Raw genomic sequence first — 14,126 nt, 5'->3', positions numbered from 1 at the left:
ATCAGAGGCTTCCGGAATGGCTGCGGGTCGGGCGGTCCATGATGCGGCGGCCCATCAGGCTGGCGGTGAGGTCGACCATCAGGGTGGCGGTGCGGCCGCGCTCGTCGAGGAACGGGTTGAGCTCGACGAGGTCGAGGCTGGTGACCAGGCCGCTGTCGGACAGCATCTCCATCACCAGATGCGCCTCGCGGAAGGTGGCGCCGCCGGGCACGGTGGTGCCGACGGCCGGGGCGATCGACGGGTCGAGGAAATCGACATCGAGGCTGACATGCAGCAGGCCGTTTTCCTGCTCGACCTTGGCCAGGAAGGCGCGCAGCAAGGGCGCAATGCCATGCTCGTCGATGGTGCGCATGTCATGCACGGTGACGCCCGCCTCGTTCAGCGCGCGGCGCTCGGCCGGATCGACGCTGCGCAGGCCCATGGCGCAGATGCGGGCTGGGTCGACGGTCACAGGTAGATCCGGGAAATAGCCCTTGAAGCCGGCCTGCCCGCTCGCATAGGCGAGCGGCACACCGTGCAGATTGCCGCTGGTGGTGGTGTCGAGCGTATGGAAATCCGGATGCGCGTCGAGCCACAGCACGAAGAGCGGCCGGCCGAGTTCCGCCGCCCGGCGCGCGACCCCGGATACCGTGCCGGCGGAGATCGAATGGTCGCCGCCGAGGAAGATCGGCATCGCTTCGCGGGACGCCGCGTAGGCGGTGTCGGCGATCGCCGCCGTCCAGGCGGAAATCTCCGGCAGCGCTTTCAGCGCAAGATTGCCGTGGACAACCGCGCGCGCCTCGGCCTTCTCGACCGCGCCCCAGTCCTCGACCTGATGGCCGAGTTCCGACAGCACCGAGACCAGCCCGGCCGTGCGCAGCGCGCTCGGCCCCATCTCGCATCCCATCCTGCCCGCACCGTCCTGCACCGGCGCGCCAACGATCCTGCAGCGCATGATTCTTTCCGTCCTTGCGATTGATCGCAGGAATGAACCATCATCCGGTGGCGGTTTGAACAGGCGAAATTGGCATTTCGAGAAGGCTGATCTATCATATTGGACAAATGGCTTGATCGAAATGGGCAATCATGGATGCGCTTGACGAAAGGCTGGTGACACTCCTGAGGCACGATGCGCGGCGCAGCGTCTCCGATCTCGCGGTCGACCTCGGCGTGTCGCGCGCCACGGTTCGATCGCGCATGGCGCGGCTGGAAAAGTCGGGCGATATCATCGGCTACACGGTGGTGCTGCGCGCCGACGCGGTCGACCAGCGCATGCGCGGCGTGATGATGATCGAGATCGAGGGCCATGCCGCCGACCGCGTCATCCGGGCGCTCGGAGGCTTTCCCGAGGTGTCGACCATCCACACCACCAACGGCCGATGGGACCTGGTGGTCGAGCTCGGCACCGCGTCGCTGACCGATTTCGACGCGGTGCTGCGGCGGATCCGGCTGATCCCGGGGATAACGGGGAGCGAGACGAGTTTGCTGCTGGCGACGCCGAGGACGACGCGGGCGAGGCTGGCGTAATAAAGGCGGCAGACGTCAGGAGTGGACGGCGACGCGCTTCCTTTGCGTCGCGACTTTCCCCTATTCTCCGGGGTATGAGCCGAGCCATAAATCGTGGGAACCAGCGCGATGCTGAAGATAATCGCGGCCGGGGTCGGCCTCGGCCTTGTCGGGTTCCTCGTCGCGATTTTCACCATGGGGGCCGGGCACGGAACGAATGTCCCGGGGTTCATCGTGGTCCCCTGGGTGATGCTGCTGATGATGGCAGGCGCTGGCGCCTTGCCCGGGTTGCTCAGCGCCTGCGTCCAATTCACGATCTATGTTGCGCTGATCCGCTTCAGGCCGCTGCTTGCGCTGCCCATCGGGATCCTTCATTGCGTCGCCGCGGTATGGGGAATGGCGCGCAACGGTATCTTGTTCTGAAGGGCCCAAAACGCGAAAAAGCCGCGGCGAACCGCGGCTTTTCGTTTGCTTGATCCCCGGAGGGAAACTGGAGCGGGTGAAGCGATTCGAACGCTCGACCCCAACCTTGGCAAGGTTGTGCTCTACCCCTGAGCTACACCCGCTCACGCGGCTTTGGGCCGCAAGCCGGGCCTATATGGCTGAAGAGCGCGGCGATTGCAACAGGGAAATGACGGGCTTTTTTCACCTAGCTCGACAGGGCTAGAAGCTCCGTTACGGCAGATGCGGGGATTCGTCGGCTTGCCCAGGCGACGGTCTTGTCTCGGTGCGGTGATTGGCCGTAAACGGCGTAGCCGGAGCCGAGACCAAGCGCGACAGAAGTGAGGACCGATGCCGAAGACCGAAGCCGAGCTCAATGCCTTTCTTGCCGACCTCGGCATCGGCGTGTCGACGATCCGCCATCCGCCGCTCTACACGGTCGCCGATTCGCAGGCGCTGCGCGGCGAGATCGCCGGCGGCCACACCAAGAACCTGTTCCTCAAGGACAAGAAGGACAATTTCTTTCTCGTCACAGTGGATGAGGAGGCGGAGGTCGATCTCAAGCAGATCCATCATCTGATCGGCGCCGCCGGCCGCGTCTCGTTCGGCAAGCCGGAAATGCTGATGGAACTGCTCGGCGTCATTCCGGGCGCAGTCACCGTCTTCGGGCTGATCAACGACAGCGAGCGGCGGGTCAAGGTCTTTCTCGACCAGGAGTTGATGAGCCATGCCGTCATCAACGCGCATCCGCTGACCAACGAGGCGACAACTTCGATCGCATCGGCCGATCTCGTCAGATTCGTCGAGGCAACCGGACACGATGCTGTTATCTTGAAAGTCACGTCATGATCGCCACATGGATGGCGAAAACTGACCTCCAGCAAGAATTGTCGCGCCTCCCGCTGGCCGGCGGCGCGACCGGAAGGGCAATGACATGAGCGACAACAATCCATTCGGCAACAGTGGCGGCCAGTATGCCACGACCGTGCAATATGGCGGCGGCGAGCCCAAGCTCTCGCTCGGCGAGGCGCCGGCCGACCTGATCAAGGACACGACGACGGCCGGCTTCGCCGCCGACGTCGTCCAGGAATCGCGCCGCCAGCCGGTGCTGGTCGACTTCTGGGCGCCGTGGTGCGGCCCCTGCAAGCAATTGACGCCGCAGCTCGAAAAGGCGGTCAAGGCCGCCGGCGGCTCGGTCAAGCTGGTTAAGATGAACATCGACGACCACCCCTCGATCGCCGGCCAGCTAGGCATCCAGTCGATCCCGGCGGTCATCGCCTTCAAGAACGGCCAGCCGGTGGACGGCTTCATGGGCGCCATTCCCGAAAGCCAGATCGCAGAGTTCATCAAGAAGGTCGGCGGCAAGAACGGCGCCGGCAACCAGGTGGCGGAGGCGCTGGCGGCGGCGGCGGAAGCGCGCGGCGCCGGTGACGCGCAGACCGCGGCCGACATCTACGACGCCATTCTCGAGCAGGCGCCGGAAACGATCGAGGCGATCGCCGGGCTCGGCGAACTGCTGTTCGAGGCCGGCGACACGGAAGGCGCCGAGGCCATTCTGGCGCGGGCGCCGGAAGACAAGAAGGACGCGCCGCCACTTGCCGCGCTGCGCGCCAGGATCGCGCTCGCCGCGCAGGCCGCCTCGCTCGGCAATCCGGCCGAGTTCGAGCGCCGCCTTGCCGCCAATCCCGGCGACCACCAGGCGCGCTTCGACCTGGCGATGATCCAGAATGCCCGCGGCGAGCGGACGCAAGCCGCCGACAATCTGCTGGCGATCATCAAGGCCGACCGGAGCTGGAACGACGACGGCGCCAAGGCGCAGCTGTTAAAATTCTTCGAAGCCTGGGGCATGACCGACGAGGCGACGCTTGGCGCACGGCGCAAACTGTCGTCGCTGCTGTTTTCCTGAGGCGGTTCGCCGGCTGTTTTTGCCGCATGGGCTTGCGGCCTGTCGCGAATGCGCCAGATTAAGCTGCGTTGATTTTGCAGGTGAGGCCGGCCTGACCTGAATCTCGACACAGCTTGGAGGCACGAGTAGCCTTTTGGCGGCGAGGAGGAGATCGCGGCTTTGACACGCTTCAGGCGATCGGAGGGCTGATTGCAGGCGGGAAACGCGCATTACCGGCGTGGCGCCGATCTGCCGGCGACGATCCCGGTGTTTCCGCTTGCCGGCGCGCTGCTGTTGCCGGGCGGGCGCATGCCGCTCAACATTTTCGAGCCGCGCTATCTGCAGATGGTCGACGAGGCGGTCGGCGGCGCGCGGCTGATCGGCATCATCCAGCCCAGCCTCGACGGCGCCCTGCGCGACGACGGCGAGCCGGAACTGTGCAGCGTCGGCTGCGCCGGGCGCATCATCTCGCTGGCCGAGAGCGGCGACGGCCGCTACCTGATCTCGCTGCAAGGCGTCTGCCGCTTCCGCATCACGCATGAGGCCGCCACCAAGACGCCGTTCCGGCAATGCCGGATCGCGCCCTTCCTCGCCGATCTCGACGAAGACCGCGCCGGCGCCGAGGTCGACCGGCCGTCGCTGCTGAAGGCGTTTCGGGCCTATCTGCAGGCCAACGATCTCGAAGCCGACTGGGAGAGCGTCAGCCGCGCCGAGAACGCCATGCTGGTCAACGCGCTGTCGATGATGGCGCCCTATGGGCCGGCCGAGAAACAGGCGCTGCTCGAGGCGGCGGACCTGAAAACGCGCGCCGAAACGCTGATCGCCATCACCGAGATGGCGCTGGCGCGCGAGGGTGAGGATTTTGGCTCGAGCCTGCAGTAGGTGTATCGATATTCAGGTGAGGCCGGCCTGCAAACGGCGGCTTCCTGCGCTTCCGGTGCTCACGTACTTCAAGTACGCTCCGCCCCGGTTCTCGGAAGCCACCATTCTCGACTGGGCCTGACCTGTATCTCAACACACCTTAGGCACCAGTCGGACAGGGAAAAGTGCAATGGCTGCGGAAGGACGTGACGGACAGAAGGCCAGTGTCGATCCGAAGCTGCTGGAGCTGCTGGCGTGCCCGCTGACCAAGGGTCCGCTGACCTGGGATGCGGAGCGCGGCGAGCTGATCTCGCGCGTGGCCAAACTTGCCTATCCGGTGCGCGACGGCATCCCGATCATGCTGCCCTCGGAGGCGCGGACGATTTCGGCCGAGGACCTGCTGTCGCCGCCGCGGCTCGGCGGGTCGGCGTGAGTGGGTACGGCGAATAGAGGGGTCGCATCCGGTCGAACCGACCCCCTCTGGCCTGCCGGCCATCTCCCCCTCGAGGGGGGAGATTGGCAGCATCGGCGCTCCGCTCATTCTGCAACGCTGGCGATTGGCGAAAGCCAGGGTGACGTCTGATCTCCCCCCAAGTGGGGGAGATGTCCGGCAGGACAGAGGGGGGCGCTGTCCCGCCGGCATTGAAGGCCTGCACCGTGGCAACGAGCGAAGGCGTAGGCCGCCTACTGAAAATTCCGCCCCCTGGGCATGACGCTTTCCGCCTTGTCCGATAGCACGGCGATGTCCGGCGGGGGGGGCAGAGCCGGGGTCACCTCCTCCAAAAGCATGGTCAGCCACGGCGTCAGGTCCTCGATCTTCTCGGCGACGATGTGGATGACGCCTGATTCCTGCTGCAGCTTGCCGGTGACGCGCACGAAGCGGGCGCCCATGACGATGGGGCGGAAGCGGGTGAAGGTCCTCTCCCAGAAAATGACATTGGCGACGGAATTCTCGTCCTCCAGCGTCAGGAAGATCGCGTTGCCCTTGCCGGGGCGCTGGCGCACCAGCACGAGGCCGGCGACGGAGACGCGCCGGCCGTCCTTGACGGACGGGAGGCGCGCATTGGGTATGACGCCGGCGCGGTCGAGCCGCTCGCGCAGGAAGGCCACCGGATGCGCCTTCAAGGACAGGCCGAGCGAGCGGTAGTCGTGGATGACATGCTCGCCGAGCGGCATTGTCGGCAGCCTGGTCTCCGGCTCCAGCTCGCGCAGGCGGACCCTCGGCTGGTCGAACAGCGGCAATCTCTCGGCGGCGCTCTTGCCGTCGAGCGCGCGCACCGCCCAGAGCGCGGCGCGGCGGTCGAGGCCGATCGAGCGGAAGGCGTCGGCCTCGGCCAATCGTTCGATCTCGCCGACATCGAGGCCGGAGCGCAGCCAGACGTCGCGCACGGTCTCGTAGCCGGCGCCGCGCCGCTCGACGAACAGCGTCATGCGCTCCTCCGACAGGCCCTTGATCTGGCGAAAGCCGAGGCGGACGGCATGGCCGGTTTCGATCACGCCGCGCATTTCGGCATGGCGGGCAAGCACGCGAGCCGGATCGAAGGCGGTCTGCTCCAGCGTGCAGTCCCAGACGGAGAAGTTGATGTCGACCTCGCGCACCTCGACGCCGTGGTCGCGGGCGTCGCGCACGAGCTGTGCCGGCTGATAAAAACCCATCGGCTGCGAATTCAGGATCGCGGCGCAGAAGACATCCGGGTAGAAGGTCTTGAACCAGCAGGAGGCGTAGACCAGCAGCGCGAAGGAGGCGGCATGGCTTTCGGGAAAGCCGTATTCGCCAAAGCCTTCGATCTGCTTGAAGCAGCGCTCGGCGAAGGCCTGCTCGTAGCCCTTGCCGACCATGCCGTCGATCATGCGCTGGCGGTAGTTGCCGATCGTGCCGGTGCGCTTGAAGGTGGCCATGGCGCGGCGCAATTCGTCGGCCTCGCCCGGCCGGAAGCCGCCGGCGACGATGGCGATCTTCATCGCCTGTTCCTGGAACAGCGGCACGCCCAGCGTCTTGCCGAGGATCTCCTCCAGCTCCGGCTTGGGATATTCGGCCTGCTCCTTGCCCTGCCGGCGGCGCAGATAGGGGTGCACCATGTCGCCCTGGATCGGACCCGGCCGCACGATCGCCACCTCGATGACCAGGTCATAGAACGCGCGCGGCCTGAGGCGCGGCAGCATCGACATCTGGGCGCGCGACTCGATCTGGAAGACGCCGAGCGTGTCGGCGCGGCAGATCATGTCATAGACACGGTGATCCTCCTCCGGAAGGGAAGCCAGCACATAGGGCCGGCCATAGGCGTCCCGGGCGTCCGGATAATGCTGCGTGAGAAGTGTGAAGGCGCGCTTCAGGCAGGTCAGCATGCCGAGCGCCAGCACGTCGACCTTGAGGATCTTCACCGCGTCGAGGTCGTCCTTGTCCCATTCGACCATCTTGCGCTCGTCCATCGCCGTCTTGACGATGGGGACGACCTCGTCGAGGCGGTCCCTGGTGATGACGAAGCCGCCGACATGCTGGGACAGATGCCGGGGAAAGCCCATGATCTCGTTGGCGTGTTCGATCACCTGCCTGGCCAGCGGATCGCTGCGGTCGATGCCGCCGGCGGCTGCCTCCTTCTCGCCGAGCTCGGAGGTCGACCAACCCCAGATCGAGCTGGTCAAGGCGGTGCGGACATCCTCGGACAGGCCCATGGCCTTGGCCACCTCGCGCAATGCCGAGCGGCCGCGATAGCTGATGACGGCGGCGGCGAGCGCGGTGCGCTTGGCGCTGTATTTCTGGTAGATATAGGCGATGACTTCGTCACGCCTTTCATGCTCGAAGTCGACGTCGATGTCGGGCGGCTCGTTGCGCTCCTCGGAGATGAAGCGCTCGAACAGCGTGTCGATCCGGTCGGGGCCGACCTCGGTGATGCCGATGCAGAAGCAGACGATGGAATTGGCGGCGGAGCCGCGGCCCTGGCACAGGATATGCTGGCTGCGGGCATATTTGACGATGTCGTAAACGGTGAGGAAGTAGCGCGCATAGTTCAGCCGCTCGATCAGGGCGAGTTCTTCCCCGATGCGTTTCATCACGGCGGCGGGGACGCCGGCTGGATAGCGCGTCGCCGCCCCTTCCCTGGCCAGGCGCTCGAGCTCGGCCTGCGGCCCCAGGCCGGATTCGGTCGGCTCGTCCGGATAGTTGTATTCGAGGTCGCTGAGCGAGAAGGTCAGCTCGCCGGCGAAGCGCAGCGTCTCCGCCAGCGCTTGCGAGTGGCGCCGGAAAAGCCTGGCCATTTCCTGCGGCGGCTTCAGATGGCGCTCGGCATTGGCCGCCAGCTCCAGCCCGACCTGGGAAACGGGCGTGTTGAGGCGGATCGCCGTCAGCACGTCCTGCAGCGAGCGGCGGCCGGGGCTGTGATAGAGGACGTCGTTGGTCGCCATCAGCGGCACGCCCAGCCGGTCTGCCATCGCCGCCGACTGCTCGACGCGGAAACGGTCATTGCCGCGATAGTCGGGCGCCACGGCAAGCCGCAGCGCCGCGCCAAAGCGATCCTTAAGCCGGCTAATCATTGCGAGATTGCCATCCGGGTCCGACGACAATTCGGGCAGCACCGCCAGCGACATCAGATCCCCCCATTCGAGGAGGTCGCTCAGTTTCAGCAGCGTCGCCCCCTTCTCGTTCTCGTCGCGCAGATTGGCCTGCGTCAGCATGCGGCACAGATGCCCCCAGCCGGCGCGGTCGCGCGGATAGGCGAGGATGTCGGGCGTGCCGTCGCCGAACACCAGGCGGCAGCCGGGATGATAGGCAAGCGTCTCCACCCTGGCCTGCTGCCAGGCGCGCACGACGCCGGCCACCGTGTTGCGGTCGGCAAGCCCGATCGCGGCGAAGCCGAGGTATTTCGCCGCGACCACCAGTTCCTCGGGCTTGGAGGCGCCGCGCAGGAAGGAGAAATTCGACTGGATGCCGAATTCGGCATAGGCGGTGGCGGCGAGCGCGTTCATGCGAAGACCCCGTGCATGAACCAGCGCGGCGGCGCCTCCGACGCGCCGTAGAGGCCCTGGCGGTAGAGCCAGTAGCGGCGGCCATCGCTGTCCTCGATACGGAAATAGTCGCGGGTCGGCGCTTCCTCCTCGCCGGGAAGCCTTCGCCACCATTCCGCGGCGATGCGTTCCGGTCCTTCGGCGCGGGCGACGCGGTAGAGCGCGCGCCGCCAGCGGAAATTCATCGGCGGGCCCTCGGGCATCTCGGTGGCCGGCACCTCGATCGGCTCGGGCGAACGGAACAGGCGGATCGGCCGTTCCGGTGGATAGATGGTCACCGGCGGAACGGCGCGCTCCGGCCGCTTGAGCGGCGCGCGCCTTTGCGGCGCCTCGGAGAAGGGGACGATGGCGACGGCGCGCTCCGGCAAATGGCTCTCGACGGCAACCGGCCGCAGCACCGCGGCCTCGCCGAGCCGCGCGCGGACGCGGTCGGCGAATAAAGCGATATCGGCGTCATCGTCGTTGGCCTCGCCGGTGAGATCGGCCTGCTGCATGTCGAAGGCCGCCGCCGACAGTACCGAGAGGCGTACGAGGTCGAAGCCGTAGCCGGCGTCGATGTCCTGCTCGAGTGCGGCAAGCCGCTCGTGGAACAGCCTGCGGATCAGCGATGGCTCGCGCAGCGGGCGCGAGGTGCCGACGGCGATGCGGCTGACGGCGCCGTCGACGCGGAAGAGCAGCAGAGCGAGCGCCCTCGCGCCCTCGCCGCGCCGCTCGAGGTCGCCCTTCAGCGCCGTGGCCAGCCGGCTCACCAGCCGCTCGATGTCGTCGGTCAGCACGACCGACTCGGCCAGGTGGCGCTCGACCGAAAGCGGCGCCACTGGCAGGCGCGGCGACACCGCCTCGTCGAGGCGGCCGAGCGCCTGGTCGAGGCGCAGCAGCAAAGAGGCGCCGAAGCGGCGGGCAAGCGGGGCGCGGGGCGCCGCCATCACCGCGCCCGCCGTGCGCAGGCCGACGCTTTCCAGGCTGGCGCGCGTTTCCGGCTCGATGCGCAGCGCCGAGAGCGGCAAGGGCGCCAGCAGCGTCTCCTCCTCGCCGCCGGCGACGATCCGGTCGCCGTGAAAATGCGCCGCCGCCCAGGCGGCGCCCGGGGTCGAGGCGAGCCCGGCGCGGACATCGAAACCCTGCTCAAGGAAGCGCGACAGGATCTCGTCCTGCATGGCGCGTTCGCCGCCGAACAGATGGGTGCAGCCGGTGACGTCGAGGAACAGGCCGTCGGCGCCGTCGATCGCCACCAAAGGCGTGTAGCGGTCGCACCAGTCGGCGAGGCCTTCGAGCAGGCGGCGGTCGGCCTCTGGATCGGCCTCGACGATGTCGATCGTCGGGTGCATGGCGCGCGCGTCGGCGATGCCCATGCCGCGCTTCAGCCTGAGCGCCTCAGCCCGCTCGTCGAGGGCGGCGATGCGCTGGGCGTTCATGTCTCGGTGGCTTATCACCAGAGGCAGGTGCTGCGACGGCCGGGAACGCCAGGACCGCCCCAGTCGCTGGCGCAGGATGCGGTCGGCGGCGAGATGCGGAAACCACAGCGACAGGATTCGTTGCCCGTTCTTCCTGGGTCCTTCTTTCCTCGAAAACATGTTCATCGGGGTTCCACTCCAGTGTGAATTGTCCGGGGAGCGCGGTGCGGCTCTTGCCGATGTTGACGGTGAAGGCGGGACGGCCGATCGAGCCGGCCAGCGGCCCGGCGATCGTCGCGCGGCTTGCCGAGGGCGCGGCCGACACGATGAGGCGCACGGGCGCGGCGGTCGGCTCGGCCTCGCCAGCCTGGCGCAGCAGCAACACCGGCCGGCCGGCGTCCTGGGCGCGGGCGTGCAAACGCCGCGTCGCGGTGAGGTCGAGAGGCCGCGGGCTGCCGCGGATTTCGAGGATGACGGCGGCGAGCGTCGTCATGCGGGCGGCTTCCTCGGCGATCCACAGCGCGTCGAGCAGCCTCGGCGTCTCGGAAAACAGCAATTGCTCGGGCGCGATGCCGAACAGGCTCCGAAGTCCGCCGGCATAGGGGAAGCCGGCCTCGCGGAAGATTTCCGAGGTGCCGACCCACAGCACCGGCAGTCCCGGCTGCCGCGTCAGGATCAGGCCGGCAAGCGACAGGGCAAAGCCGGCGACGGCTCCGGCGTCGCGGGTTTCAGTGCCATGGATCTCGCTCAGCGCCGCCTTCGGCAGGCCGCCGCCGAGGGCGGCGTCGAGCGGCGCGATGCCGGTGCGCAGGAAGGCATCCGGCGCGGCAACGGCAAGGCCGCGCCGGACCACCGTGACATCGGCGATGTCGCGGTCATCAGGCGACGCGCCGGCCGGCGCCGCCAGGCGCTCGGGCAGCGTTCCCTCGATCTTCGCGATCTGGCGGCGCAGGGCAAAAACAGTCTCCCGCGCCACGGCGGTCATCGCCATGACGGTCAACTCTCAGCAGCATTGTTCCTGTTATGTTCCTATAGATTCCAGAGCGGTCCGGAAGAGTCAAGCAGAGTCATTGTGAATTTATTCCTCTGTCATTGTACGCTTTCGTTTGACGCAATCCGGATGGAAAACCGCTTCACAGTTTTCCTGGAATTGCTTTAGCGCTGGCCACCGAAGGCCAGCCGGGCCGCAAGCCCGGCAAAGACGGTTCCCAGCAACAGCTGCGGGGCCCGCTGAAACCGCGTCCGTCTCGAGAGTGCCGCGCCGATCCGGCTGGCGGTCAGGATGACCAGACCGTTGACGACCAGCCCGATCAGGTTGAGCACGGTTGCCAGCACCAGTATCTGCCCCGCCACGGACCCGGCCTGCGGCTGCACGAACTGCGGGAACAGCGCCAGCACGAACAGCGCCATCTTCGGGTTGAGGAGATTGGTCAACAGCCCCTGCCGGACGATGCGTCCTTGCGAGTGGCGTGCAAGGCCGGCGACCGGCGCAAGCGCTGCCCCGTCGGAGCGGAACGCTTTCCAGGCGAGATAGGCCAGATAGGCAGCGCCGGCGTAACGCACGATGTCGTAAGCGATGGGCGCGGCAAGAAACAGTTGCGACAGGCCGAAGGCAGCGGCCAGCGCATGGCAATAGGTGCCGGCGGCGATGCCGACATAGGTCGCCAGGCCAGCCGCGCGCCCCTGGCTGGCGCTGCGGGAAGCGATCAACAGCATGTCCGGCCCCGGCGTCGCGGTCAAAGCGAGGCAGGCAATGGCGAAAAGTCCAAGGGTGGAAAGGTCCGGCATGAGGAGCTCCTGATACATGGCCGGAACCGACGGATAGCCGATTCCCCGGCAGCGGCAAAGGATATGCAACGGAATTGCCGCATCATTTGCCTCGACCGGCGCGAAAGCCTATATGCCGGGATCAAAGGACAAAGAATGGCCCGCATCTACAAGACCCGCACCTGGCACGACCAGCTTTCGCCGTCGATGGAGGAAATGGAGTTCCTGGCGCTGGAGACTTACGCTCATTTGCCGGAGGATTTCCGCAAGCTGACCGGCGAGATCGTCATCCAGATCGCCGACTTCCCGACCGACGAGATCATGGACGATCTGTCGCTGGAAACGCCGTTCGACCTGCTCGGCCTGTTCGAGGGGCGCGGCATCGCCGAGCGCTGGAACCCGCAGACCGGCGAGGGCCCGAACCGCATCACGCTCTACCGCCGCGCCATCCTCGACTACTGGGCCGAGAACGAGGAGACGCTGGGAGACATCGTCACCCATGTGCTGATCCACGAGATCGGCCACCATTTCGGCCTGTCGGACGACGACATGGAGCGGATCGAGGAAGCGGCGGAGCAGACGGCCTAGAGCCTTTTCGCGAAATCGCATCGCGCCTTTCCTCTCCCCCGTCGATCGGGGGAGGAGGTGTCGAGCGAAGCTCGACGGAGTGGGGGTCGACTCTGCCGAGCGTTGCTATTCAAGCCTGGGCGGTGTCGCGCCTTGACTGAGGCGCTGTGGTGAATTGACGGCGACGCCGCATTTTGAGGACCGGCTTCCCCCACTCCGTCGCTGCTTCGCAGCGCCACCTCTCCCCCCTCCGGAGGGAGAGGAAGGGTGCCGGCTGGAATCCCGCGTCTACCAATCGCTCAGCTTGGTGTCGGGCGTGTAGTCGTGGCCCTCGACATCCTTCACCACGGCCTGACCGCAGCGCATCGACTTGGTCTTCTTGTCATAGGCGTAGGTCGGCGAGCCGAACAGGTGCCAGCCCTTGTTCAGCGCCGCCGTCACCTTGTGGCAGAAGCTGGAATCGTCGGGAGCGGACAGGAAGCGGTAGAGTTTCATGGTTCGTCTCTGTGGTGGGTGATTTCGTTTAGGACCATCATGCGCCGATGGCGGCGGCCTTCGCCAGCAGTTTCTCGGCCTGGGCGAGATGCAGCCGCTCGACCATCTTGCCATCGAGCGCGATGACGCCCTTGCCGGCATTTTCGGGAAGCGCGAAGGCCGCCTTCACCGCGCGCGCCTGGGCAAGAGCCTCGGGCGCCGGCACGAAGGCGCGGTTCGCCGCCTCGATCTGCGCCGGATGGATCAGCGACTTGCCGTCGAAGCCCATGGCGGCGGCTTCCACGCATTCGCGGGCAAAGCCATCGGCATCGCGAAAATCATTGAAGACACCGTCCAGCACATCGAGACCGCCGGCACGCGCGGCCAGCACCAACTGCATCAGCCAGGGCATGAGATAGCGCCGGTCCGGCGTCGCCAGGACGCCGGTCTCTTTGACCAGATCGTTCGTTCCGGCAACGAAACAAGTAAACCGCGAGGCCGGGTCGCGGCCGAGTTCGGCAAGCGCGCCGATGTTGAGCAGGGCCTTCGGCGTCTCCACCATCGCCCATAGTTTCACCGTGTCCGGCGCGAAATTGTCGTCGAGCAGGTCGCCGGCCTCCAGCACCTCGCGCGGCGTGACGACCTTGGACAAAAGGATGCCGTCGGCCTCGCCTTTCGCCGCCGCCAGCACGTCGTCGATGCCCCATTCGGTTCCCAGCGCGTTGACGCGCACGATCATCTCGCAGCGCCGGTTCGGACGTTCGGTCAGGATGCCCGCCAGTTTTTCGCGCACCGCGACCTTGTCGGCGGGCGGCACGGCGTCTTCCAGGTCGATGATCACGGCATCGCAGGCAAGCGTCGCGATCTTGGCCAGCGCCCTGTCATTGGAGGCCGGGATGTAGAGCACCGAACGGCGCGGGCGGTAGGTTTGCATCCGCGATCTATGCCGCCTGTGGACAATGGAGGCAAGCCGTGCGGCGCAGCCAATCGTCGGAAGTCGGCGCCGCCCCTCATCGCCCTGCCGGGCACTTCTCCCCGTATAGTGACGGGGAGAAGGGGCTGGCCGCGGCCCCAGCGCTTTTCCTGCAACGCTGGCGATTGGCGAAGATCCGCGTGACTACGTCCTTCTCCCCGTGAACGGCAGGGGAATCGCATATGGCTTTTTGGGACTTGAAGTTGGGCTGAGAAGGGATTCTGTGAGCAGGCAGTCTTAACGAGGGAGAGACTGCCATTTCGAGCCTTGAAAGCTA

Annotated in this window: 14 protein-coding genes and 1 tRNA gene; 7 read left to right on the top strand and 8 right to left on the bottom strand. The window is 66.6% G+C overall.

What is annotated here, in order from left to right; all coding sequences use genetic code 11:
* Position 1: 1 nt before the first annotated feature.
* Positions 2-934 carry an arginase gene (gene rocF, locus PU724_RS23040; protein ID WP_127284789.1) on the bottom strand — a complete coding sequence of 311 codons (933 nt, stop codon included), beginning with the start codon at positions 932-934 and terminating at the stop codon, positions 2-4.
* 131 nt (positions 935-1,065) lie between these two features.
* Between rocF and PU724_RS23035 the strand changes: the two genes are divergently transcribed.
* Together PU724_RS23035 and PU724_RS23030 are read left to right on the top strand one after the other, a co-directional pair.
* Positions 1,066-1,506, top strand: a complete 441-nt coding sequence (locus PU724_RS23035) for an Lrp/AsnC family transcriptional regulator (RefSeq protein WP_127284788.1) — start codon at positions 1,066-1,068, stop codon at positions 1,504-1,506.
* A 108-nt stretch (positions 1,507-1,614) separates the two neighbouring features.
* Positions 1,615-1,908: a hypothetical protein gene (locus PU724_RS23030; protein WP_127309150.1), complete on the top strand. Its 294-nt coding sequence runs from the start codon at positions 1,615-1,617 to the stop codon at positions 1,906-1,908.
* A gap of 68 nt (positions 1,909-1,976) precedes the next feature.
* Here the strand turns inward: PU724_RS23030 and PU724_RS23025 are convergent.
* Positions 1,977-2,051: transfer RNA gene (locus tag PU724_RS23025), tRNA-Gly, on the bottom strand.
* 226 nt (positions 2,052-2,277) lie between these two features.
* Between PU724_RS23025 and PU724_RS23020 the strand changes: the two genes are divergently transcribed.
* From PU724_RS23020 to PU724_RS23005, 4 genes are all read left to right on the top strand, one after another.
* Positions 2,278-2,775, top strand: a complete 498-nt coding sequence (locus PU724_RS23020) for a prolyl-tRNA synthetase associated domain-containing protein (protein ID WP_127309151.1) — start codon at positions 2,278-2,280, stop codon at positions 2,773-2,775.
* Positions 2,776-2,860: 85 nt separating this feature from the next.
* Complete coding sequence (trxA, locus tag PU724_RS23015) at positions 2,861-3,832, top strand: thioredoxin (RefSeq protein ID WP_354423830.1); 972 nt, start codon at positions 2,861-2,863, stop codon at positions 3,830-3,832.
* A gap of 189 nt (positions 3,833-4,021) precedes the next feature.
* Entirely contained in the window at positions 4,022-4,693 is a 672-nt protein-coding gene (locus PU724_RS23010; RefSeq protein WP_127309153.1) for an LON peptidase substrate-binding domain-containing protein, read from the top strand.
* A gap of 169 nt (positions 4,694-4,862) precedes the next feature.
* The gene (locus PU724_RS23005) at positions 4,863-5,105 is read left to right on the top strand and encodes a Trm112 family protein (RefSeq protein ID WP_354423828.1); all 243 of its coding nucleotides are present in this window, start codon (positions 4,863-4,865) and stop codon (positions 5,103-5,105) included.
* 251 nt (positions 5,106-5,356) lie between these two features.
* Here the strand turns inward: PU724_RS23005 and PU724_RS23000 are convergent, their stop codons facing one another.
* The 4 genes from PU724_RS23000 to PU724_RS22985 all read right to left on the bottom strand — a co-directional run bounded on the left by PU724_RS23000 (position 5,357) and on the right by PU724_RS22985 (position 11,856).
* Positions 5,357-8,635, bottom strand: a complete 3,279-nt coding sequence (locus tag PU724_RS23000; protein WP_354423826.1) for an error-prone DNA polymerase — start codon at positions 8,633-8,635, stop codon at positions 5,357-5,359.
* Positions 8,632-10,089 (bottom strand): DUF6504 family protein, encoded by a 1,458-nt coding sequence (locus tag PU724_RS22995; RefSeq protein ID WP_354423825.1) that lies wholly within the window; start codon positions 10,087-10,089, stop codon positions 8,632-8,634. The genes PU724_RS23000 and PU724_RS22995 overlap by 4 nt, the downstream gene beginning before the upstream one ends.
* The gene (locus tag PU724_RS22990) at positions 10,049-11,059 is read right to left on the bottom strand and encodes an ImuA family protein (RefSeq protein ID WP_292351546.1); all 1,011 of its coding nucleotides are present in this window, start codon (positions 11,057-11,059) and stop codon (positions 10,049-10,051) included. Before PU724_RS22990 ends, PU724_RS22995 begins: the two co-directional genes overlap by 41 nt.
* 164 nt (positions 11,060-11,223) lie before the next feature.
* A complete protein-coding gene (locus PU724_RS22985) occupies positions 11,224-11,856 on the bottom strand; it encodes a LysE family translocator (RefSeq protein WP_135859456.1) in 633 nt (210 codons plus the stop codon).
* Between the two features lie 135 nt (positions 11,857-11,991).
* Between PU724_RS22985 and PU724_RS22980 the strand changes: the two genes are divergently transcribed.
* On the top strand, positions 11,992-12,423 hold the full coding sequence (locus PU724_RS22980) for a metallopeptidase family protein (RefSeq protein ID WP_127286465.1): 432 nt from the start codon (positions 11,992-11,994) through the stop codon (positions 12,421-12,423).
* Between the two features lie 267 nt (positions 12,424-12,690).
* Here the strand turns inward: PU724_RS22980 and PU724_RS22975 are convergent, their stop codons facing one another.
* Both PU724_RS22975 and PU724_RS22970 read right to left on the bottom strand, forming a co-directional pair.
* Positions 12,691-12,897: a DUF1737 domain-containing protein gene (locus tag PU724_RS22975; protein WP_127286464.1), complete on the bottom strand. Its 207-nt coding sequence runs from the start codon at positions 12,895-12,897 to the stop codon at positions 12,691-12,693.
* Positions 12,898-12,934: 37 nt separating this feature from the next.
* Positions 12,935-13,810: an HpcH/HpaI aldolase/citrate lyase family protein gene (locus PU724_RS22970; RefSeq protein WP_354423822.1), complete on the bottom strand. Its 876-nt coding sequence runs from the start codon at positions 13,808-13,810 to the stop codon at positions 12,935-12,937.
* Positions 13,811-14,126 lie beyond the last annotated feature (316 nt).

Source organism: Mesorhizobium abyssinicae (assembly GCF_049887195.1).
Lineage (GTDB): Bacteria > Pseudomonadota > Alphaproteobacteria > Rhizobiales > Rhizobiaceae > Mesorhizobium > Mesorhizobium abyssinicae.
The sequence above is the reverse complement of the archived record's forward strand: the minus strand, read 5'-3'. Positions and strand labels throughout refer to the sequence as shown.

Coding starts and splice junctions, on each gene's coding strand:
- PU724_RS22970 (WP_354423822.1), bottom strand. CDS start 13,810: ATGCAAACCTACCGCCCGCGCCGTTCGGTGCTCTACATCCCGGCCTCC.
- PU724_RS23035 (WP_127284788.1), top strand. CDS start 1,066: ATGGATGCGCTTGACGAAAGGCTGGTGACACTCCTGAGGCACGATGCG.
- PU724_RS22985 (WP_135859456.1), bottom strand. CDS start 11,856: ATGCCGGACCTTTCCACCCTTGGACTTTTCGCCATTGCCTGCCTCGCT.
- trxA (WP_354423830.1), top strand. CDS start 2,861: ATGAGCGACAACAATCCATTCGGCAACAGTGGCGGCCAGTATGCCACG.
- PU724_RS22990 (WP_292351546.1), bottom strand. CDS start 11,059: ATGGCGATGACCGCCGTGGCGCGGGAGACTGTTTTTGCCCTGCGCCGC.
- PU724_RS22980 (WP_127286465.1), top strand. CDS start 11,992: ATGGCCCGCATCTACAAGACCCGCACCTGGCACGACCAGCTTTCGCCG.
- rocF (WP_127284789.1), bottom strand. CDS start 934: ATGCGCTGCAGGATCGTTGGCGCGCCGGTGCAGGACGGTGCGGGCAGG.
- PU724_RS23005 (WP_354423828.1), top strand. CDS start 4,863: ATGGCTGCGGAAGGACGTGACGGACAGAAGGCCAGTGTCGATCCGAAG.
- PU724_RS23000 (WP_354423826.1), bottom strand. CDS start 8,635: ATGAACGCGCTCGCCGCCACCGCCTATGCCGAATTCGGCATCCAGTCG.
- PU724_RS22975 (WP_127286464.1), bottom strand. CDS start 12,897: ATGAAACTCTACCGCTTCCTGTCCGCTCCCGACGATTCCAGCTTCTGC.
- PU724_RS23030 (WP_127309150.1), top strand. CDS start 1,615: ATGCTGAAGATAATCGCGGCCGGGGTCGGCCTCGGCCTTGTCGGGTTC.
- PU724_RS23020 (WP_127309151.1), top strand. CDS start 2,278: ATGCCGAAGACCGAAGCCGAGCTCAATGCCTTTCTTGCCGACCTCGGC.
- PU724_RS22995 (WP_354423825.1), bottom strand. CDS start 10,089: ATGAACGCCCAGCGCATCGCCGCCCTCGACGAGCGGGCTGAGGCGCTC.